17 protein-coding genes are annotated in these 21,862 nt (G+C 66.5%); 7 read left to right on the forward strand and 10 right to left on the reverse strand.

Going from position 1 to position 21,862, the window contains the following annotated elements; all coding sequences use genetic code 11:
- Positions 1-234 precede the first annotated feature (234 nt).
- The gene (locus MOQ72_RS17900; RefSeq protein ID WP_242184883.1) at positions 235-1,344 is read left to right on the forward strand and encodes an acetate/propionate family kinase; all 1,110 of its coding nucleotides are present in this window, start codon (positions 235-237) and stop codon (positions 1,342-1,344) included.
- A 305-nt stretch (positions 1,345-1,649) separates the two neighbouring features.
- Here MOQ72_RS17900 and MOQ72_RS17905 read toward each other — a convergent pair whose 3' ends face one another.
- A complete protein-coding gene (locus tag MOQ72_RS17905) occupies positions 1,650-3,239 on the reverse strand; it encodes a restriction endonuclease (protein WP_242184884.1) in 1,590 nt (529 codons plus the stop codon).
- A gap of 187 nt (positions 3,240-3,426) precedes the next feature.
- Between MOQ72_RS17905 and MOQ72_RS17910 the strand changes: the two genes are divergently transcribed.
- From MOQ72_RS17910 to MOQ72_RS17930, 5 genes are all read left to right on the forward strand, one after another.
- On the forward strand, positions 3,427-5,085 hold the full coding sequence (locus MOQ72_RS17910; protein WP_242184885.1) for a UvrD-helicase domain-containing protein: 1,659 nt from the start codon (positions 3,427-3,429) through the stop codon (positions 5,083-5,085).
- 286 nt (positions 5,086-5,371) lie between these two features.
- Complete coding sequence (locus MOQ72_RS17915; protein ID WP_242184886.1) at positions 5,372-6,928, forward strand: alkaline phosphatase D family protein; 1,557 nt, start codon at positions 5,372-5,374, stop codon at positions 6,926-6,928.
- Entirely contained in the window at positions 6,928-7,791 is an 864-nt protein-coding gene (locus MOQ72_RS17920; RefSeq protein WP_242184887.1) for a hypothetical protein, read from the forward strand. The genes MOQ72_RS17915 and MOQ72_RS17920 overlap by 1 nt, the downstream gene beginning before the upstream one ends.
- A gap of 793 nt (positions 7,792-8,584) precedes the next feature.
- Positions 8,585-9,001, forward strand: coding sequence for a ribonuclease domain-containing protein (locus tag MOQ72_RS17925; protein WP_242184888.1), 417 nt, complete (start codon positions 8,585-8,587; stop codon positions 8,999-9,001).
- Between the two features lie 83 nt (positions 9,002-9,084).
- Positions 9,085-9,312 carry a hypothetical protein gene (locus MOQ72_RS17930; RefSeq protein WP_242184889.1) on the forward strand — a complete coding sequence of 76 codons (228 nt, stop codon included), beginning with the start codon at positions 9,085-9,087 and terminating at the stop codon, positions 9,310-9,312.
- Positions 9,313-10,046: 734 nt separating this feature from the next.
- Here the strand turns inward: MOQ72_RS17930 and MOQ72_RS17935 are convergent.
- Positions 10,047-10,184, reverse strand: coding sequence for a hypothetical protein (locus tag MOQ72_RS17935; RefSeq protein WP_242184890.1), 138 nt, complete (start codon positions 10,182-10,184; stop codon positions 10,047-10,049).
- 355 nt (positions 10,185-10,539) lie between these two features.
- Here MOQ72_RS17935 and MOQ72_RS17940 point away from each other — a divergent pair, with 355 nt between their 5' ends.
- Positions 10,540-11,235, forward strand: coding sequence for a GntR family transcriptional regulator (locus MOQ72_RS17940; protein WP_242184891.1), 696 nt, complete (start codon positions 10,540-10,542; stop codon positions 11,233-11,235).
- A 547-nt stretch (positions 11,236-11,782) separates the two neighbouring features.
- On the opposite strand, the gene MOQ72_RS17950 is transcribed toward MOQ72_RS17940, so the two are convergent.
- The 8 genes from MOQ72_RS17950 to MOQ72_RS17985 form a co-directional block, all read right to left on the reverse strand.
- Entirely contained in the window at positions 11,783-13,354 is a 1,572-nt protein-coding gene (locus MOQ72_RS17950; protein ID WP_242184892.1) for a gamma-glutamyltransferase family protein, read from the reverse strand.
- Positions 13,351-13,923: an SGNH/GDSL hydrolase family protein gene (locus MOQ72_RS17955; RefSeq protein WP_242184894.1), complete on the reverse strand. Its 573-nt coding sequence runs from the start codon at positions 13,921-13,923 to the stop codon at positions 13,351-13,353. Before MOQ72_RS17955 ends, MOQ72_RS17950 begins: the two co-directional genes overlap by 4 nt.
- A 37-nt stretch (positions 13,924-13,960) precedes the next feature.
- On the reverse strand, positions 13,961-14,641 hold the full coding sequence (locus tag MOQ72_RS17960; protein WP_242184897.1) for a GntR family transcriptional regulator: 681 nt from the start codon (positions 14,639-14,641) through the stop codon (positions 13,961-13,963).
- A 172-nt stretch (positions 14,642-14,813) separates the two neighbouring features.
- A complete protein-coding gene (locus tag MOQ72_RS17965; RefSeq protein ID WP_242184898.1) occupies positions 14,814-15,938 on the reverse strand; it encodes an ABC transporter ATP-binding protein in 1,125 nt (374 codons plus the stop codon).
- Positions 15,931-17,721, reverse strand: a complete 1,791-nt coding sequence (locus tag MOQ72_RS17970; RefSeq protein ID WP_242184899.1) for an ABC transporter permease — start codon at positions 17,719-17,721, stop codon at positions 15,931-15,933. The genes MOQ72_RS17965 and MOQ72_RS17970 overlap by 8 nt, the downstream gene beginning before the upstream one ends.
- A complete protein-coding gene (locus MOQ72_RS17975) occupies positions 17,718-18,749 on the reverse strand; it encodes an ABC transporter substrate-binding protein (RefSeq protein WP_242184900.1) in 1,032 nt (343 codons plus the stop codon). Before MOQ72_RS17975 ends, MOQ72_RS17970 begins: the two co-directional genes overlap by 4 nt.
- A gap of 641 nt (positions 18,750-19,390) precedes the next feature.
- Entirely contained in the window at positions 19,391-20,623 is a 1,233-nt protein-coding gene (rocD, locus tag MOQ72_RS17980; protein ID WP_242184901.1) for an ornithine--oxo-acid transaminase, read from the reverse strand.
- Positions 20,624-20,749: 126 nt separating this feature from the next.
- Positions 20,750-21,715 (reverse strand): threonine/serine dehydratase, encoded by a 966-nt coding sequence (locus tag MOQ72_RS17985; RefSeq protein ID WP_242184902.1) that lies wholly within the window; start codon positions 21,713-21,715, stop codon positions 20,750-20,752.
- Between the last annotated feature and the right edge of the window lie 147 nt (positions 21,716-21,862).

Genomic DNA, 21,862 nt, shown 5'->3' on the forward strand with positions numbered 1-21,862 from the left:
GCCGGGCCGAACGCCGCCTGCGAATTCGACCTGCGGGGCGGACGCGAACGGACTCGGCTCTTGTCAGGGTCGTAGGCGCGCGGGCTTGGGGCCGGCCCACGACTTCGCTCAGAAAGGCACCCCGAGCCAAAGGAGCCAGGCCACGACGTTGATGCGGTTGAGAACTGGTGCCTGGAGGGCACGGGCCGGGGCGTGACAGCGGTACCGGCCCTGACCGGAGTGGGAGGTGGCTCGATGGCCCTGGTGCTAACCGTGAATCCAGGCTCCTCCAGCTTGCAGCTGCATCTCGTCGATGCTCAAGCGGATGAAGTGCTCGATTCATCGGCCGTGGAGCAACATGCGCACAGCGCGGAAGCGCGACGCGCGCTCGAAGGACTGCTGGAACGCGTTCAGGACCAGCACATCGCAGGAGTCGGTTACCGCCTTGTCCACGGCGGCCAGAAATTGCTTTCTCCGGTCACTGTCGACGACTCCACGCTTGACGCGGCACGCGCAGCGGAATCGCTGGCGCCATTGCACGTTCCACCGGTGCTCGATCTCGTGGACACCCTGCGCGCGCGTTTACCACGGCTTCCGCACGTGCTGTGCCCTGACACGGCCTTCCACGCCGAGCTTCCCGAGGTCGCGAGAACTTACGCCCTGCCCGCGGATTGGCGGTTCCGCTACGGAATTCGACGCTACGGCTTTCACGGGCTCTCGTATTCCCGGGCCCTGCGGCGCACTGCTCAGCTGCTCGGCCGTCCGGAGGATGATCTGCAGCTCCTACTGACCCACCTTGGCGGGGGCTGCTCGGTATGCGCGGTCCGCAGCGGGCGAAGCGTGCAGACGTCGATGGGCTTCACCCCGCTTGAGGGCGTGCCGATGACCACACGTTCCGGCAGCGTCGACCCCGGTTTGCTCCTGTGGCTGCAGCGCGAAGCCGGACTCGGCATCGACGACATCGCCGAAGCGCTCAACCGGAGGTCGGGCTTGCTCGGGCTCTCCGAGGGGCTTTCCGCGGATACCCGGGAGCTGGTGCAGGCGGCCGAAAACGGCGACGCCAGAGCCGAATTGGCCATGAAGGTGTTCGCCCACGGCGTGCGGCGGGAGCTCGCCGCGGAGGCCACCAGCCTGGACCGCGTGGATGCGGTGGTCTTCACCGGGGAGATCGGCTGGGACCAGCCCGAGCTCCGCGAAGCGGTGTGCTCCGGGCTGGGGGTGCTGAGCATCTCCGGAGGCTTGAGCGGCAACCGCGACGACGATGGCCCGGTCAGCCCGCCCTCCGCGGCCGTACCCGTCCTCGTCGTGCGTCCGCGGGAAGAACTCGAAATCGCCAGGTCCACGATGACCGCCTTGCACAGCTGAAGCCCGACCGTTGGAGACGTCACGCCAAAGCCCAACAGGCGGCCGGAAGCCTCTCGGTTCCGGCCCAGGTTCACTCAGAGAAGTAGATCGTCAGCTCGTACGTCTCCGGATTGGGGGCTCGTCGCCAGGATACGTCGAGGAGGGTGCCGTGTTCCCGCTGATTCCCAACCACAGGTTGGCCTTGTTGAACGCCTCCTCCTGAGTCTCCCCGTGGCACGACTGTCGGTAATCACTTCCGCCGTTAGCCCACGTTTCATAGCAGTCAAACTGTCCGTGCGCCCGCCGAAGCGAACCGGCGATACCGGTCACTTTGCCTTCTTCTTGGTCTTCGGTGGCATGACGATCCGCGCTTCGATTCCCTGCTGATGACAAAGCCACAGCAGCCGGGTCCCATCGTAGAGCTGAAGCGGTTTGCCGTTGGCGAACTCGTAGCTGCTCGGACCGAAACCGCTGGTCGTGATCAGGATTCCCTTCGTAGCCCCTTCCGCATGCACCACGCCAAACAGGTCCCGGACCGCCGACGGTTGCACGGTGTCCTTGTAATGCTTGACCTGGATCACGTACTTGCCGCCGCGGATAGGGGTTGGGTCGTAGGCGATGCAGTCGATGCCACCGTCACCGCTGGCCTGGAACTGCTTGGTGTCGAAACCCATCCGGTCGAAGAGGTTTTGGATGAAGTGCTCGAACTCCTTGTGCTCCATGTCCATCAGGTTGGGGCGTCGGTCGAGCTTACTCAGGATGTCGACCGGGTCTACCAAGCGTGGATCTGCCATGTCGAAGCTGAGGTAGGGCTCCACAGAGGCAAGAGCTTCTGGGTGGTCAGTGACCTCGGCGCCGAAGAACCTGCGCACGCATTCCACCGCCTTAACCTGGTGGAGGTTCACCTTGTCGTACTGTGCCCGCGTCGCCCGCAGGGTTATCCGGCACGGCCGGACCGGCTGCCCGATCGCCGGGTCGATCATGTCAATCATGCCGTTGACTACCACGGTGTCGACGAGCTCGTTCAGATCGGCAGCAAAGGCAGCGTGCACCGCTTGTAAGGCGATCTGGCAGATGATGTCCTGATAAGTGCTGCGAATCTCCTCGATCGGACGCTTCTTACGCACCTCAATCGTCTTGCGCGTCTTGACGAACTGGAACTCCTTCTCCAGCGGGACGATGTCAAGCCCCGGCACGTCCCATTCGATGACGAGCTCGGTCGACTCCGGCACGTAAGCGGCGCGGCGTGCCGTAGGAAACCCGGTCGGCATAGTGATGTCGTCGATGAGTCGCTGGTAGTACTCACTGACCGCGAAGCGGTCGCCGTTCAGCACCTTCTCGCGGAAGGTATCGATCTCGGCATGCTGAGCCTCGATCCGCTGACGTTGCTTGGTGATCCGCTCGGCATGGGCCGCCCGCTTGGCAACGACCCGCTGTTGGCGCGCGATTTCGCGTTCGGCATGGTCGCGTTGGGCGCGTTCAAAGCGTTTATCAGCGGCCGCCCGCCGGGAAACGTAGCGATTGGCGCCACCGAACGCCCGACTGATCGCGCCTGGTGTGTGCGGCGCGTAGTCCTCCCACTGGGGCGCCGGTTCTGGTTCGGCGTCTCCTCCGAGGTCCAGGGATGGCAGCACCAGGGGTATCTTCAACGCCTCGAAATCAAGCGGCCGGACCGAGCGGTCGAGAACTCCGGCCAGCACCCCGGTGATCTCGATCAGCCTGCGTTCGACGGTCGCCGTTTGCTCGGCCGCAAGTTCGATCTGCCGTTGGAGTTCCGCTTCCTGCTGCTGCTTTACCTCAAGCTTGCGCAATCGTTCGGCCTCGGCAGATTCCCGTTTGCGCTCCTGCGCTTCCCACCGTTGGCGCTGGAGATCAGCCGCCTGTCGGCTTGGTGGCCGCTTCCGCGACTGTGCCATTACGCCCCCAAGGAACGTAGATCACACCACTACAACCGACGGTAGCTGACACGTAAGTCCGGTGACACCGCCTTGCCAGTGATAGGGCTAGCGATCAGCACGTTCGCATTCACAGGATCATGATCAACTGCGTGGACAAGCGTGCAGGAATCTGCGCAAGGCCGACGACCTCGGCATTCTCGGCCCGGTGCTGCCTGAGTTGCAGTACGACGTACTCGCCAGCCTCGCATCCGGGCTCAGCCCCGAAACTGTAGAGCAAGAACTCTTCCAGAACCTTCCCCGGGCAGATGGGCAGAACCGCAGCACCGCCGCGCCGGAAGCGACAAGCACGTTCACCGAAGCGATGAAACGGTCCCAGGGCTACATCGTCGTTGTGAATGACTCGAAGGAACTGGGCGACATCCTCCATCGACCATTCGATCGTTGGCGCGTGTTCCTCCATCCAACGCAGCAACGCATCGCCGAACATCCGCCCTACAATGGACCTACACGCGTCACGGGCGGGCCAGGAACCGGCAAGACAGTGGTCGCACTGCACCGCGCTCACCACCTCGCGCGAAACGCTCAACTCGTTAAGAACTCGATTCTGCTCACCACGTACACCAAGAATCTCGCTGCGGAAGTCGCCCGCAATCTCAGCCTGCTCATCACGGACCCCGTCGTCCGCGGCAGGATCGAGGTCGACAACATCGACGTGATCGCCCACCGCTACTTCCAGCAGCTGCACCCGAATTCCGGCGACCCGATCGAGAGAAGAGACCGCTTGCCCCGATGGCAGCAGCTTGCCCGCCGCCACCACCTCGACCTCCCCGATTCCTTCCTCGACCAGGAGTGGCGCCAGGTGGTGCTCGGCCAGCAGATCACCACAGCTCAGCAGTACCGCGAAGCCGACCGAAAGGGGCGCGGAAACCGCCTCTCTCTCGTGCTCCGGGACAGGCTGTGGGCCGTGTTCGAGGAATTCACCGCGCAGCTCCGCGGCGAGAACACATGGGCGTTCGAGGAGATCGTCGCCGAAGCCGCGCGGCTGCTGCACAAGCGCGACGAGAAGCCGTACCAGCATGTCATCGTCGACGAAGCCCAGGACCTACACCCCGCGCACTGGCGCATGCTGCGCGCCCTCGTCGGAGAGCACGAGGACGACCTGTTCATCGCCGGCGACACCTATCAGCGCATCTACGACAACAAGGTGTCGCTGCGCAGTCTCGGCGTCCGAGTCACCGGCCGGTCCACGAAGCTGCGCATCAACTACCGCACCTCCCGGGAGATCCTGCTGCGGAGCACCGCCCTGCTGCTGGGAGAACGTGTGGACGACATGGATGAAGGCGAAGAGAACCTCGTCGGCTACCGATCGAGTTTCCGGGGACACCAGCCCGAAACAGCCAGTTTCACCGACGAAGCCGCCGAAATCGCGGCCATCATTCGGCGAGTCCAGCACTGGCTGAGGCAAGGCATTCGTCCGGAGACCGTCGCCATCACCTCGCGCAGAAGACACTTCGGCGAACGCGCGGCGGAGGCGCTGGCAGCCGCTGGGATCAGCACGTCCCAGCTCGATGATGTCGCGACCACCGGCGGAGTCCGGATCGGAACGATGCACAAGATGAAAGGCCTCGAGTTCCGTTGCGTCGTGGTCGCCGATGTCAGAGCGGGCATCGTCCCGTTGACTGCCGCGGTCACCAATCCGGAAGTCGATCCGCAGCAGCACCAACAGGACCTCCAGGCCGAGCGCAATCTGCTGTTCGTCGCGTGCACTCGCGCCCGCGACTCGCTGTTCGTCTCCTGGCACGGGGAGCCCAGCACGTTCCTCCACCCCGCCCTACCCACCGAGCACACAAGAGGATCACGCTGAGGACCACCTCACTGCGATGTTCTAGACCGACCCGGCGATCACGGACTGACGGAGCCACAGAAGGGATCGAGCGCCCCCAGTCAGGCACCAGCCCGTCCCACCCTTGCAACACCGGCTCCTGCGGGCGCACACAGTCATGTGGTGCAAGTGCCTCGCGACCTCGTCGGCTAACACCAGACGGCCCCTACGGGCGAAATTCCACGGATGTTCGCGGAATGGTCAAACGGCGATCGTCCCTCGCTACTACCCGCACCGAGGATCTTGATGTCTCTACGAAGGGAACATCATGGTGCACGATGTGGGGCCGAGGGCACCTCTCGGCCGTCGGAACTTCCTCAAGCTGAGCGGGGCGACTGCCACCGCGGTCGCCTGGGGTATCAACGCGCCGGACGCGAAGGCGACTCCGGCCCGGCCGGCCCCTGACAACGTGTTCGGTCTCGGTGTCGCCTCCGGCGATCCGCGCCCTGACGGCGTGGTGTTGTGGACCCGTCTCGCTCCTGAGCCGCTGGCGGCCGACGGCCACGGTGGTATGCCGCCCGATCCGGTCCCGGTGCAGTACCAGGTGGCCGAGGACACCCTCTTCCGTCGTGTCGTACGCAGCGGCCAGGCGCTCGCGTCGCCCGAGCTCGCGCACGCGGTACACCCAGAGGTGACGGGGCTCCGGCCGGACCGTGAGTACTTCTACCGGTTCCGTGTCGGGACGCAGATCAGCCCGGTCGGGCGGACCAGAACCCTGCCGGCTCCCGGCCAACCGGTGTCGTCGTTCAGCTTCGCGTCGGCTTCCTGCCAGGCGTGGTACCACGGCTACTTCAGCCCCTACCGGCACATGGCCGAGGAGGACCTCGACATGGTGCTCTTCCTCGGCGACTACATCTACGAGTACGGCATCGTCGCCGGCGACAACCTGTGGCGGCAAGGCGCCTCGGTCGGCTCCGAGCACGGCGTGGAGATCCAGACGCTGGAGCAGTACCGGCTGCGCTACTCGTTGTTCAAGACCGACCCACATCTGCAGGCTGTGCATGCGGCGGCGCCATGGCTGATCACCTGGGATGACCACGAGGTCCAGAACAACTACGGCGCTGACGAGTCGCAGTACGGCATCAGTCCACAGGATTTCCTCTACCGTCGCGCGATCGCGTACCGCGCGTTCTACGAGAACCTGCCGCTGTCGTTGTCGACCCTGCCGCAGGGGCCGCAGGCGCGGATCCACCGACGGTTCGACTACGGCTCGCTCGTCCGGTTCAACCTCATCGATGAGCGCCAGTATCGCGGACCGGTCCCGGCCAATCTCGACGAACAGTACGCTGAGCAGCGCAGCATCCTCGGTTACGAGCAGGAAAAGTGGCTCTACCAGGGGATGACCAACTCCCCAGCGACCTGGAACGTCGTCGCCACCGGCGACGTGGTGACCGCTGTCGGCGACAACAACGTGGACATGTGGGACGGCTTCCCGGCAGCGCGCCGTCGACTGACCGACGTGATGCAGCACACCCGTAACCCGGTGGTCCTCGCCGGGGACGTCCACAAGCACGTGGCCAGCGAGCTGAAGGCCGACTTCTCCGACCCCGCGTCGACAACAGTGGGCGTGGAGCTGATCTGTACCTCGATCGCGTCAGATGGGGACGGGTCCCAGGATACGGGTTCGTCTGCCTGGGTAAAGCATCCCTACGTCCGCGGGTACGACGCCAGGCGAGGATACCTGCACGTAAGGATGACGCCGAACGAGCTGATTTCCGACTTCAAGATCGTGCCCTGGATCGAACAGGACGCCGACGCACCCATCCAGACCAGTTTCCGCTTCGCCACACCGGCGGGACGGCCCAGCCTGGAGAGGCTGATCTGATGCTGAACGCCCAGTTCGCCCCGAGCCCCGAACCCCGACCGGTCGCGAACCTCAGGGCGACGGGCCACCTCAAGCGCAATGACCTGGTGTGGACTCCCGCGCCGTGGTCCACGGTTCTCGACCACTACCGCGTCTACGGCATGCGGGGCACCGGCAAGGTGCCGATCGGGCCGGAAACACTGCTCGCCAAGACTCCCTACCCGCACTACGAGCACCGAGGGCTCGACGCAGGTGGCGAGCGGTGGACGTATCAGATCGTCGTCATCGACGCCGCAGGGTCGGCGAGCATAACGTCGAATCCGGTCGAGGCGACGAGCACGCGGTCGGTTACGGTATCCGGCAGCCCGATCGCCATCGTCGGGACCTTCGACGGCAAGGGCCTTGAGATGGCGCTCTCGCCCAACGGCTACTCGCGCTATCCGACGACCTTTCCCGACGACGTGGACTTCCGCCATGGCGCGGACTCGGCGAGCAGCGGATGGAGCTACCTCCAGCCGGGGCCGGCAGACGCGTGGGCTGGACGGCGCAACCATCTGTTCCGGTTGCGGTTCGACCTATCCACAGTGCCAGCGCAGGATGTCGACCTGGCGCTGTGGCTCATCGACAGCCACGCCTCTATACCCGGCTCAGCCGTCCTCAGCGTGAACGGGACCACGGTCGACCGCCTCGCCTTCGCGCTAGGTGCGACCAAAGGCTCCACCATCGGCGACAGCACCGTACCCGGATCGCCACTCAAGCCGTCGTACATCGAAAGACCACTCGCGCGCGAGCTGTTCCGGCAGGGAGGGAACGTGCTGGAGTTGTTCAAGGACGACGGTTCCTGGATCGCCTACGATGCGATCGGCGTGTATGCCCGCCGTTAGTGCCGTCGAGCCACGTCCGGGCCGTTAGCCAGAGCGTCTGGCGAGCGGTCGTCGGTGATTGGTCGGGCGGCGCCACCACGCTGACGCCGCCCGACCCGGCCGTGGAACTCGCGGGGCTGGCGACCACTGGCCGCTGGCGCCTGCCGGTCTAGGTACGCCGGAACGCAGGGACAAGATCCGGCCGGGTCGGCTGAGGTCGTATCGCCGGGATCGGGGCGCAGCCGCCGTACCATTCCCAGCTGGTCCAACGCAGCCCGGCGATCGCTGAACTCGCTGCGTGTTCCGTCGCCGGACGTCTGGATCCCGTGCGGCTTCAAACTGGTTTCACGGCCTGTGATCTGGGGTTTAGCCGGGCCCTCAGGCTTGCGGGTGCCGATTAATCATCCAGCCTGGTCAGGCGGCATGTTGGTACTCGTGGAGGGTTCCGCCGAGTCGGTCTCGTCGGCGGACTTGCAGGTGCCGGATCTGCGCTGGCACGTTGCCCCGCCGGTGTCCGGGCTGGCGGAGATGTCCCCATGTCGCATGGAATCTCTTTTCTGAGAGGGATATTTCGCCTGTGCCGGCCCGTCTGCAGCGTCCCTCGGAACGACCGGAGCCTCCGAAACGGTTGGAAAACCGGAATTTATGGCCAGATACACGCGAACAGATGATCTCCTGCCCGCCCCGTCTTCACGTAACGCCGCTGAGCGAACACCAACCGTCACATAGTTGTTCATCAATTGGTGGTGCAGTTGTCCGGTTATCGCAGGAACGATCGGCGAATCTCAGGTGTCCACAAGTTTCGGGAGGATGCGTGTCCAACAGGAATCGCTCTGTACTCACCCTGCTCAAGCTGCTCGTGGCGACGTTCGCCGTCACCGGTCTCCTCGGCGTCGGTGTCGCGACCGCGCCTGCCGCGAATGCGGATGTCTACGACTCCTGCACCCACAGCGGTTGCGCGGAGGCCCGCGACTCCAACGAGATCTGGGCGTCGATGGGATACCCGGGCTCCCGCGACTGGTACGACTGGCCAGACGGTCAGTGCAACTTCGCCGGCGGTACCTACAACAACTACGAAGCCGAACTCCCGGAGGGCCACTCCTATCGCGAGTTCGATGTGACCCCGCGTGCATGCGGTGCGGCCCGGCAGGCCTACCGGCTCGTGGTGGACCTGACCACCGGTGAGGTCTACTTCTCCCCCAACCACTACGACGACTTCTACCGACTCTGAGCCCGGCCGCCTCAAACCGACGGAGGCCTGGGACTGAACAGGCAATTAGCGCATGAGGCGAATCCATGCACTAGCAGCAGTGCATGGATTCGCCTGTCAAGCCCGGAGGGCAGGCGGTAACCTCGGGCGGTGGCCTCGCATCCGTGGACCTGGTATTGAACGCAACCACACGACTGGAAAAGACCTCGAACAACAGACTGGCCGACGTCGCCGACATCGTCATAAACACCGCCGACATCGGCGTCGCGAAACCCGATCCCCGCGTTTACCTCATCGCCGCGCGACAAGTCGGCGTTCCCACCCACCGATGACTGTTTATCGACGACACCGCCGTCAACACCACGGCCGCCCAGGCGATCGGAATGACCGCCGTCCACTATCGACCGATCGACGATCTACGCCAAGCCCTCGCGCCAATCATCAACACAACAGGCCGGCTGGTGCAGGAGCCCTGAAAAGGCAGGCATTCAGACGGTTCCAATACCTCACGACTCTGCGGAACAGGTGGCCGCGTCCCGAAACCTCTCCCCCACCACCGGTGCCATAACGGCTACTCAGGCACACGCCGGGACACCCGACAGCACCTGTCCGACCGTGCTCCAGTCGACTTTTTCGCAGCTCACAAGGAAAACTCGCCTGCCCCATAGAGGCGTCCCAAGTGGACGCCTGGCGGGGCAGGCGGGGACAGCAAAAAGCCCCGCCCGCAGCGTTCTCGTCGTGCACCCGCCCGCTGTGCTGGACGACATGATCACCCACTGCCACGCCACGCGGCTGGACGGTGATCTCGCATGACCGCCCACCAACACCAGCCCTCGGGCGCGTCGCAGGCCGATCTGGACGCCGCGCGCCTGCTTCTGGCCCGCCTGGGTGTCGGCCGAGGACCTCCCTGCCACTCCCTCGAACCGGGCGCCGGTGCCCCGCCTTCGCCGAATACATCCCCATCGTCTCGGCCGCTGTCACCAACGGCACCCGGCGGGTCTACGGCTCCTACTGGAACCGCATCGAGAACCATTGGGGCCACCGACGCCTGGACGAACCCACCCCGTCAGAGATCCAGCAACTCGTCGAGTACATCAAGACCCACGTCGTCGCCCGCCGCAACGCACGCGGCGGACGCAGTGCCGGCGAGCACCTCATCGCCGCCCTGCGCTGTCTTTACCGCCATGCCGAAGACGACGGACACATCTCCCCGGCCGGTAACCCCGCCAGCAAAGTCGCCAAGCCCCGCCGCCTGCCCTCCAGCCGCCGCTGGAGGCACGTCCTTGCGAACCGGTCCTGGCCACACCTCACTACGCCAACCACTTGCAAGACCGTGCGCCAGACAGTGACGCACCTGCATCCACCCTTTCGCATCATGTCGTGCTTGATCCCAGGTCAACGAGTGCTCAGCGAAGAACGTCGTCTTCTCCGGTATGACTAGGATGCGATCAACGAACGACGGACACAACAGCGACGTCAGAGAAGCGTCACCGGCCGCGTGCGGAACGCACGGGAGCCTTCTCGGTGGCATCGCAACTCGATGGTGGGAGGAGGCAGGCATGCCCAGACCCGAGGACGGCTTCTTGACGAAAAGCGAGTTCGCCTACTCGTGGCTTCGAGACAGGATCATCTCTCACGAGTTCCCGCCCGGCGAGATCATGAACCAGACGCAGATCGCCAAGGACCTGGGCATCAGCACGACCCCGCTCAGAGAGGCACTGCGCAGGCTCAAGTCCGAGGGGCTCGTCGAGCTCGACGCCCACCGCGACGCGCGGGCCACCGCGCTGTCCGCGGAGGAGGCGCGTGACCTGATGGAGACCAGGCTCGCGCTGGACCCCCTCGCCGCGGCACTGGCCGCCGAGCGGCGGTCGAAGGCGGACATCGCCGATATGCGCGCCGCAGCCGATTTCGACGCGCTGCCCGACCGCGCGGCCATGCCCGACCTCGCGGCGCATCGGCGGTTCCATCGGTCGATCTACCGGGCCTCGCACAACGAGATCCTGATCTCGACCCTCGACGCGCTGTGGGACAAGGCCGACCGCTACCGCCTCATGGGCCTGCGTGATCGCGGCGGCAGCGCGAAGGCCGACCAGACTGCGGAGGAGCACCGGTTGCTGCTCGGCGCCGTGATCGCCGGCGACGCCGACGAGGCGTCAGCCGTCATGACCCGCCACATTCGCGGCAGCCTCGGTGCAAAGGCCGCCGCCCGGCTGGCCCGGGCGGCGGCCGGCTCCCGCCCTCGCGACCAGCACTGAAGATCCACCATCTTGAAGTCGCTGGTCATCGGGCTGGTGTGAGTCGGTGACCTGTTGGCACGCTGTCCGGAAGCGGTTGCCTGCGTTCAAGCTCGTCTGTCAGCGATCTTGGGCCTCTACAACCACCCGCGACTAGCGCCCTCTCGCTACCGGTCAAAGCGACGCCGCGCACGCGGAAGTCGTCGACCAGCTTGGCGATCTGCTCGATGCTGCTGAAGAGATTCGTGTAAGCCCCTTCCGGAGCTCCACCGACCACAGTCGACGGCGCCGTGTGCCGGGCCTGCGGCGGGAGGAGCTGGCGCAGCTCGCCGGAGTCTCCGCGGCGTACTGCACGCGATTCGAGCAGGGCAACGCCCGCAACGTCTCACACGAGGTGCTGGACGGGATTTCACACGACATTGAACGGCCTCGGCCCGCGCGGCAGAGAGGCCAACCAATTTCTCCTGTCGCTGTGGCCCAAGAGGATCTGGGGGCCAGCGCCTACCGGGACCAGTCACTGACCGCCGGAGCATCGGCGAGTCCGCGCAGCGCGATCACGTGTTGGCGGTCATCGCGCGGGTAGCTCGACCTCCACGGCCGCTCCATCCGAGCGCGGGTCGCTGGCCGCGTCGAACCGGCCGCCCGACCCGACCTCGATCAGGTTGGCGTGCCCCAGCCATTCGTCGTGCGGGGGCAGCAGTTTGGGGACGAAGCCGTGCTCGGCCAACGACCGCGCGGCGTCGGACGGGGCGTCGCGTTCCAGGTAGACCGTCCGGTTGGTGTCACCGCTGTCCTGCACCCCGACGATCCACCGGGGAGCGCCGACCGCCTCCGCGGGCGTCTCCCCCGCCAGCGATCGCAACAGCAGCTGGGCATGAATCTGCGGTTGGCCGTGTCCTCCCATCGTCGAGCTCACCCACCTCACCTGATCGTCCTTGACGACCAGGACCGGCATGAGCGTGTGCCGGGGCCGCTTGCCGGGTTCCACGACGTTGGGCGAGCGCGGATCGAGCGAGAACGACCTCCCCCGGTTCTGCAGGAGGATTCCGGTTGCGGGTTCCAGCACAGCCGAACCGAACGAGTTGTAGACGCTCTGGATGAGGGAGACCGCGAACCCGTCCGAGTCGATCGCGGAGATGCCGACCGTGTCCCCGCCGACGCGCCGCGGCCCCTGCACGCGCTTTGCCGGGTCCAGCTCCAGGCCGATCAACCGCTCGGCATCCACGTCGGCGAATCTCGGATCGGCCAGCAGGAGATCGCGGACGGCGTTGCTCCGCTCGAAGATGGCCGCCAGTTCACCGGCCCGTGCGCCCAGGACGTCGGCGGGGTCGCCGAGCCGCTGAACCCGGTCCAACGCCCTCAGCAGCATGAACCCCTGGGTGTTCGGCGGGCTGGTGATGACCTCGTGCGCGCGGAACATGCCCCGGACCGGGTCTGCGAGTTCGGGATGGAAACCGGCCAGGTCCTCGATGGTCAGCACCGAGCCGAGCCGCCTCAGACCATCGGCCAGACGCCGGCCCACGGATCCGCCGTACAGCGCGTCCGGCCCCTCGGCCCGCAGCTCGGCCAGCGACTCCGCCAGCGCGGGTTGGCGCAGGAGCTCACCCTCCCGCAGCGGGGTCCCGCCGGGGAGGAAAACCTCGCGACAGCCGGGATCCCGCATCAGGACGTCGTGTTTGTCGGCGATGGCCGCCGCGACAGACCTGCTCACGGGCGCGCCCTGCGCCGCCAGCCGGATCGCGACGGTGAACTGCGCCGCCCAGTCCAGGCGGGCACCGAATGCTCTCAGCGATTCCCAGCCCCGGACCGCGCCCGGCACGGTCACGGTGTCGATGCCCCGCATGGGGAGTTCGGCACCGTGTGCCGCCCGCAACCGCTCGACGGACTGCCCGGAAGGCGCGTACCCCGTCGCGTTGACGCAGCGAACCGTGCCATCAGGGGTGCGGACGAGCGCCACCACGTCGCCACCGAGCGCGGTGTTGTTCGGATACACGACGTTCAGCACGACGGCGGCGGCGATCGCGGCGTCGATCGCGTTGCCGCCGGCGCGAAACGCCTGCTCTCCCGCGTTCGTCGCCAGGTGGTGCGGGCTCGCGATCGAGCCGTGCCCGGTCGTTGCCGTTGCCGAGGCGTGCGTCATGCCGTGGCTCCCCGTTCTGCGGGCCGGGCCAGGGTCCGTGTGATCACCTGCGCCAGGATCGGTATCAGCGAGGTGTAGCTCTCGCCCGTGAGGTGCAGTCCATCGCCTTCGAGTCCCCGGGCCATACCGCCGGGGCTGAGGATGCGATCGGTCTCGAGGCAGGCGTCAGCCCCGACGGCGGAACGCAGAACCTCACGATATTGGTCGAGCTCGTGGTTGGTGCGCATCCCGAGGCCCGGCCGTTCGATCTCCTCGATCACCGGAGGCAGGAAGGCCACGAGGCGGGCACCGTCGAACGCGTCGACGATCGCACCGATGTTCGCCGTGAACTGGTCGAGCGCGACCCGCTTCCACGGGGCGCAGTCGTTGCCGCCGAACGACAGCACCACGGCCGAGCAGCCGAGGCCGGCGAGAACCGGGGCGCGCGTGACCCCGTCGGTGCTGTCCCAGCCGCCGGCGGCGCAGTTGTACAGCGTCGCGTCGCCGCCCAGCTCCCGCTCCAGCTGCTGGATCCGCGGCTTGGTGAACCGCGCCAGCATGCTGTCACCGAAGAGCATGATCTTGTCCATCGGTTCCCTTCCAGCTCGCGATGTCGGGCCTCCCGCGTCACGGGTGATCCGGCCTCGTGGTCAGGCGCGACAGAGCCGTCGCGCCGAGACTGCTGCGGATGTGCCTGCGCATCACCTCGGCAGCGCCAGCACTGTCCCCGGCGATGACCGCGTCCAGCATCGCCCGGTGCTCGGCTGCCGTCTCGTCCCGCCTCGCCTGATCACGCCGCTCGCGCAGGCCCACCATCCGGTAGCGGTCGGCCTTGTCCCAGAGGCCGTCGAGCGTGGCGATCAGCAGCTCGTTGTGCGAGGCGACGTAGATGGATCGGTGGAACCTGCGGTGTGCCACCAGATCGGACACGTCAGGCCGGTCCGGCAACGGCCTCAGCTCCTCGAACGCCGCCCGCATCCTGGCGATGTCCCTCGACGCGCGACGCTCCGCGGCGCGGGAGGCGGCGAGGGGGTCCAGGGCGCGGCGCATCTCCAGCAGGTCCCTGGCCTCCTCCGCCGACAGTCGGCTCACCCGTGCGTCGCGATGCGCACCGAGCTCCACCAGCCCCTCCGACTCGAGCCGCCGGAGCGCCTCCCGCAGCGGGGTGGTGCTGATTCCCATGTCCCGGGCCAGGATCGCCTGGTTGAGCGTCTCTCCCGGCCCGTAGTCGTGGGCGAGGATCTTGTTCCGCAGTGCCGCGTAGGCGAACTCGCTCTTCGTGGAGAAGTTCTCGAAGCTCCCGTTCATGGTCGTACCCCGCGAGACACCGGCAGACATGTGGTGTTCAGGTCGGCTCCTCGAGAACGGAGCGGAAGAAGTCGAACACGATGCCGATCACCTTCGTTCCCGCCCGAGCGCCCCCTCGACCAGGAAGTGGCTCGCGGAGCTCGCGCCGGTCCGGCATCTGTCGATCCTCCTGTCAGGCCACTGTCGAGAGCTGCTGCGCTTCCGCCGAGGGCACCGCGACACCCGGGTACAGGAGCGCGTCCTGCCGGTCGAAGACCAGCCGTGCACCGCCCTCCAGCGTTCCGTCCTGGGTGATCACCTTGACCACGCTCGTGCCGAGCCGCAGGTCGTACTCGAACCGGGAGCCGATGTACGCCCGGGTCAACACGTCGGTGTCCAGCACGTTCGCCGCGGGCGGCTCGCCGCCGGCCGGGATGATGGACAAGCGCTCGGGGCGGATCGCCACGGTCACGTCTTGGCCTGTGGTGAACCTGTCCGGCGACGCGGCCTCGACCACCGCGTCCGCGCTCTGCAGGCGGACCTCGACGACACCGGGCCTCCGGTCGGCGACCTTCCCGAGCAGGAAGTTGCAGCTGCCGACGAACCCGGCCACCTGCGCCGTGACCGGCCTTTCGTAGATCTCGGCGGGCGTGCCGATCTGGCTCATCTTCCCGTCGAACATCACCGCGATCCGGTCGCTCAGCGACAGCGCCTCGTCTTGGTCGTGCGTCACGTAGACGGTGGTGATGCCGAGATCCGCCTGCAGGCGCTTGAGCCAGGCACGAGCCTGCTCCCGCAGCTTCGCGTCGAGGTTCGACAGCGGCTCGTCCAGCAGGAGCACCGAGGGCGAGTACACGAGCGCACGCGCGAGCGCGACACGCTGCTGCTGGCCTCCGGAGAGCTCGTGCGGGTACCGGGCCCCCAGATGAGCGAGACCCACCTTGTCGAGGGCGTCCTCGATGAGTTTCGCCCGGTCCTGGCGCCGGACCTTGCGGATGGACAGGGGAACGGCGAGGTTCTGGGTCACCGTCATGTGGGGCCACAGCGCGTACGACTGGAAGACCATGCCCAGGTTCCGCTCCTCCGGAGGAACGAGGAACTTGCGCTCGGTGTCGACGAAGGGCACGTCGCCGACCGTGATCGTGCCCGTCGTCGGTTCCTCCAACCCCGCGATGCAGTTCAGCGTCGTGGACTTCCCGCACCCGCTCGGACCGAGCATGGTGAAGAACTCACCGTCGCGGATGGTCAGGTCGACCGCGTCCAATGCGGACACGTCCCCGAATCGCTTGGATACCTGCGAAAGCCGGACGTCAGGCATTGGCGTGTCCCTTCATGAAGCGGCTCGCGATTCCTACGACCACCGCGGTGATGACGATCTGCAGCGTGGCGAGCGCGGCCACGGACCCGGTCTCCCCTTCCCCCCACAGGACGAGCATCGTCGTACCGATGACCTCCGAGTTCGCCGAGGCCACGAACAACGCCGACGCGTAGGCCTTGAGCATCGCCACGAAGGTCAGGATCATCGCGCCGACGAAGGCGGGGATCAGGAGTTTCCACAGGATCCGAACGAACGCGCCCAGCCAGTCCGCGCCCGACGTCCGTGCGGCGTTGTCGAGTTCGGAACCGATCTGCGTGATCGACGACGCGATCGAGCTGAACGCGGTGGGCACCACGCCGAACCCGAACACGATGATCACGGCGATGAGCGTCCCCTTTGCGATGACGCTGAACGGACCGCTGCTCGGGAGGAGTGCGAAGGTCCAGAAGAAGCCGATGCCGACGATGATGCCGGGGATCGCCTGCGGTGCGAACGCGAGGTATTCGACCGCGCGCCGGAAGCGGAACGTGGACCGCCGCGCCACGACGACGGCGATCATGGCGATCAGGCTGACCACCACGGCGCCCACCGCGGCGACGATGATGCTGTTCGTGATGGACCGCGTGTAGTCGGCGAACATGAAGATGCGGGAGTAGTTCTCCAGCGTCACCGTCCGGAACGGGTTCTGCATCGGGGTGAAGACCAACGTGAACGACCGGAACACGAGGCCGAAGATCGGTATCGCGGCGCCGAGGACGACGTAGGCGGTGACCAGGATCGTCCCCACCCACTTGACCCAGCCGAGTTCGAGGCGGCGCGGGCGGCTCGCCTTGCCGCGGACCGAGACGAAGCGCTGTGCCTTCTTCAGCACACGCGCCTGGAGGAACACCAGTCCGATCGTCACGACCAGGATGATCATCGACGCCGCGCCGAGCACACCGTAGTCGGGCTGGACGGACTCAAGCCCGTTGCTGTAGAGGAACGTCGAGAACACCCGGATGTCCGTCCGCGCGCCGTACAGGAGCGGAACGCTCAAGGACTCGATCGACGACGTGAACGTCAGGATCGTGGCGTACACGATCGGCGGCCGCAGCATGGGGACGACGATGGTGCGGAGAATCCGCAGGGGCTTCGCGCCGCACACCCGAGCCGCGCTCTCCAGGGCAGGATCGGCCTGCCGCAGCACGTTCGCGCAGAAGACGTAGGCGATGGGCGCGAGGGCGACCGCCTCGGTCAACGCCATGCCGGGCAGGCTGTAGAGGTTCCACGGCACGAATCCGAGCAGGTTGCGCACCGCGACGCTGACGAAGCCAGCGGGCCCGTACATGGTGATCCAGCCGAACCCTAGGATCAGCGACGAGATGTAGAACGGCCACTGCATCGAGCCCGCGAGGACCCTGGCGAAGGGCAGCTTGGTCCGGACCACGAGTACCGCCATCGGCACCGCGAACACGAGGGTCAGGACCGTGGTCAGCACGGCCAGCAGCACCGTGTTGACGATGACCTGACCGAACCCCGCCTCGGCGAACAGCTTGACGAAGTTGTCGATCGTGAAGATCTTCCCCGGCTCGTACAACGGCCGGTCGATGAACGACTGGTAGAGGATGGGGGCGATCGGAGCGATGACGAACAGCGCGAGAAAGGCCAGGGTGGCGTACTGCAGCAGCACACCCTTGTCGACGCCGAGGACCCGCCGGTACTTCGGCGCAAGCAACGAGGTTCTGGGAGCAGCCGCCCCCTGAGCCTCGGGACGGCTGCGAAGGCCGGTCGCGTTCGGGGTCATCGTTTCATCAGTTCCTCGAACCGGCCCCGAAACCTGTCGAGCTCCGCGTCAGGGGTCGCCTCGAACGGGACGATGACAATGGAGTCCGCACCGATCTCCTTGACCAGATCCTGGTACGTCCGCAGGCCTTGGGTGCCGGAGATGCCGTCCCGGTAGGCGGTGAGCCCGCCCTCCGCCACCGCGCGCTGGCCCTCTTCGGAGAGCAGGAAGTCCACGAAGAGCCTGGCGGTGTTCGGATGCGGCGCCTTGTTCATGATCCCCACACCACGACCGAGCAGCAGCGTGCCGTCCTTCGGCAGGACGAACTTGACCAGACCGGCGCTCTTCTGCTCCTGCGAATAGCCAACCGCACTGCTGATCAGGAACCCGGCCGAGTACTCACCCGAGAGGATCTTCTCGATCTGGGTGCCGGACGACGTCTCCGCGTTGGAGAGGGGAAGCAGCTGCTCGAACGTCGACCAGGCACGCGGGTTCTTCGGGTTGTCCTCCGTCCACGCCTTCGCCACGGTGAAGCCGAATTCGGTATCCGCGCTCCGGACCACGACCTTGCCGTCGAGCTCGCCGGGGTGTGTCCGGGCGTAGTCCGCGAGGTCTCCGAGGCTGGTCAGGTCCTCAGTGATCAACGAGGTGTTGTACACCATGCCCATCGGGTCCATGGACATCGCGTACACGTTCGGGAGGAGCTCGGCGAACTCGGGCAGCTTCTCCAGTTCCGGCGACCGGTACTCGGCGAGCGCGCCCTCGTGCGCGGCGAATTCGCTCCATCCCTGGGTCGAGCTCACCACCAGCATGTCCGACTGCACCGAGTTCGTCGCCATCTGGCTCAGCAACTGCTGGTAGATCTCGACGCCGCTCTCCTTGGCCAGGATCGACTTGACCCAGGGGTACTTCTTCTGGAAGTCCCTGAAGACCGGGGCCCAGTTCTCCTTGGCGGTGCCCGAGCTGATGATCAGCTCTCCGCCCTCGGCCTTGGACCCTTCGATGATCTTCTGGTAGTCCACCGGGTAGTAGCTCGGCACCTGCTCCACGGCGATCTCGTTCGGTGGAGCGGTGGGCTCACTCGCGCAGGCCGCCGAGAGAAGAACCGCCGCGGCCGTCCCCACGGCACCCGCTCGTCGCAACCATCGAGTTCGTTCAGCCATTTCGCACGCCCTCGTGACTCGTGAGGTGACTCAAATTGGCCGGTAACCTACAGCCTATAATCTAAGGCTGTCAATCACGTCACACCCCGAAGACAGCGGTCGGCAAGCCCATGCCGACCTCGCGGTAACGCGGTCTCCACACCCCGGATGGGCTCGGATCTGCTTTTACTCAAGGGAAAATCAAGACAGCACCGGGCCATGGGAAGACCCTGGTGCACCGCGTACCGCGCCTCGTCCGCGGCACGGCAGCCGACGCCGATCCCCAGCGGGCCGGTTCCGGACTCGACCCTCGTCCGCCATTCGCTATAACCTGTGGATGCCGTGCCATCCAGCTCGCACTAGTCATCCAGTCCTTACATTTCGGTAATGCGAGAAACCAATCCAGGGACTCCGCCGCGACATCGGAATGCGCGACGCGCATCGATTTCCCGACAGAATCCGCGCAACGGTTCGACTCCCGCGTTCTCGTCCGCCGGTGCCGGTGGCGCAGTCGCGCCGACAGCCTCGACGAGATGCCTGCAACGCCACTACCGCGGGCGTACCACTTCTTCGAGTGCATCGAGTCCTTGGTCCAGTTCGTCGTGGGTGATGACGAGCGGGGGTGCGAGGCGAAGGGTGTGGCCGTGGGTTTCCTTGCACAGCACCTCGCGCCGCAGCAGCGCCTCGGAGACCTGGCGGCCGGTCGGTCCGTCGGCGGGGAGGTCCACCCCGGCCCACAGCCCGCGCCCGCGGACCGCGGCGAGGCCCTGACCGAGCATGGCCGCGAGGCGCTGGTGCAGGTGCGTGCCGAGAGCGGTGGCCCGCTCCTGGAACTCCCCCGTCGCCAGCAGCCGCACCACGGCGCGCCCGACCGCGCAGGCCAGGGGGTTACCGCCGAAGGTGGAGCCGTGCTCGCCGGGGCGCAGCACGCCCAGCACGTCGGCGCGGCCGGCGACCGCCGAGACGGGCAAGATCCCGCCGCCGAGCGCCTTGCCCAGGGTGTAGAGGTCCGCGCGGACACCCTCGTGGTCCAGCGCGAGCACCTGGCCGGTCCGGGCCAGCCCGGACTGGATCTCATCCGCGATCAGCAGCGCCCCCGCCGCATCGCAGAGTCGGCGGACCTCGGCCAGGTAACCCGCCGGCGGGACGATCACCCCCGCCTCACCCTGGATCGGCTCCACCAGCACCGCCGCCGTCCGCTCGGTGATCGCCCCGGCCAACGCCGCCGCGTCACCGTAGGGCACCACCATGAAACCCTGGGTGAACGGCCCGAACTCCGCCCGCGCGGTCTCGTCGGTGGAGAACGACACGATCGTGGTCGTACGGCCGTGGAAGTTCCCGCCGGCCACCACCACCTCGGCCGCCCCGTCCGGCACCCCCTTCATCCGGTACGCCCACTTCCGCGCCACCTTGATCGCCGACTCCACCGCCTCGGCACCCGAGTTCATCGGCAACACCAGCTCCGTGCCCGTCAGCCCGGCCAGCTCACGGCAGAACAACCCCAGCTGATCGTGGTGGAACGCCCGCGACGTCAACGTGACCCGGCTCAGCTGCTCCACCGCCGCCGCCACCAGCACCGGATGCCGATGCCCGAAATTCAACGCCGAATACCCGGACAGGAAATCCAGATATCGCGCCCCCGCCACGTCGGTGACCCACGCTCCTTCCGCCTCGGCCACCACCACCGGCAACGGGTGGTAGTTGTGCGTGCTCCACCGCTCATCCAACGCGATGAACTCAGCGGGCGCGGTACCGGTGATGTCCTCGGCAAAAGTCGTCATGGTTACAGGCTATAGTCTATGAACAGTCAGCCACAGCCAAGATCCGTTGCCGGGGTCATTCGATCGTTGCGCTTCTCCGGAGGGCATGCATCGATTCGTTGCTCGACCGCGCCCGCGGGCGCACGCTCAGCTCGCCGCGCGTGCCATGGCAGCGAGGAACGTCTCGACCGAGACATTGCGGCCGCACAGCACGACGGCCACCTTCTTGCCGCGGTAGCGTTCGGCGGTCTGGAGCAATCCGGCGACGGCGACACCGGCCGAGCCCTCGATCATCCACCGCTCCCCCTCGGCGATCTTCCGCATCCCGCGCGCGATCTCGTCCTCGCTGACGGTCACGGTTTCGTCGATCACCTCCTGGCAGACCGGGAAGGTGACCGAACCCGGTTCCACCGCCCCCGCCGAACCGTCGGAAAGGGTGTCGTACTCGGGCGTTTCGACGATGTGGCCGGCGTTCAACGAGTCGAGCATGCACCTCGACGCCGCCGGCCACACGCCGACCAGCCGAGTTCTAGGGCTCAGCGCCTTGAGCGCGGTGCCGACCCCACCGGCGAGACCGCCCCCGCCGACGCACAGGAAAACCGCGTCGAGATCAGGGGCCTGCTCGACCAGTTCGACCCCCAGGGTCCCCTGCCCCGCCATCGTGTCGAGGTCGTTGTAGGGGGCGACGTACGGCTGGCCCCGCAGCTCCGAATGCCGACGTGCCGCGATCTCCGAGTCGAGCGGGGATCCGTCGATCACAACGAGCTTCGCACCCAGCGCCTCGATCGCGGCCATCTTCGAGGGCACGGCGGTATTGCTGACGTATACGGTGACCCCGACACCGGCCAGGGCACCGGCACGAGCCACCCCGAGTCCGTGGTTGCCGGTGGACGCGGTGACCACACCGGACCGCGCGGCCTCGCCCAGCGTACGAATCTTGTTCGCGGAACCGCGCACCTTGAACGAGCCCGTGGGCATCAGGTGCTCCGTCTTCAGCCAGACGTCGCACTGCGTCTCCCGCGACAGAAACGTACTGAGCTGGAGCGTGGTCACCGGAACATCGGGGCGGATACCCTTGTGGGCAGCCAATATCCTCTCGAACAGCGTGACCATTCTCGAACTCCTGGGGTTGTCGGGTCTGCGGAACGGTGTTCGTGCGGCGGATCCGAACTCTACTGACTGCCCGCTCTCGGCCGACAGGACCAGCGCCCGGTCCACGACGATGGCATGCGTGGTTTCGTCGAGCTATGTTATAGCCTA

Origin of the sequence: Saccharopolyspora soli (assembly GCF_022678645.1) — a bacterium.
GTDB lineage: Bacteria > Actinomycetota > Actinomycetes > Mycobacteriales > Pseudonocardiaceae > Saccharopolyspora > Saccharopolyspora soli.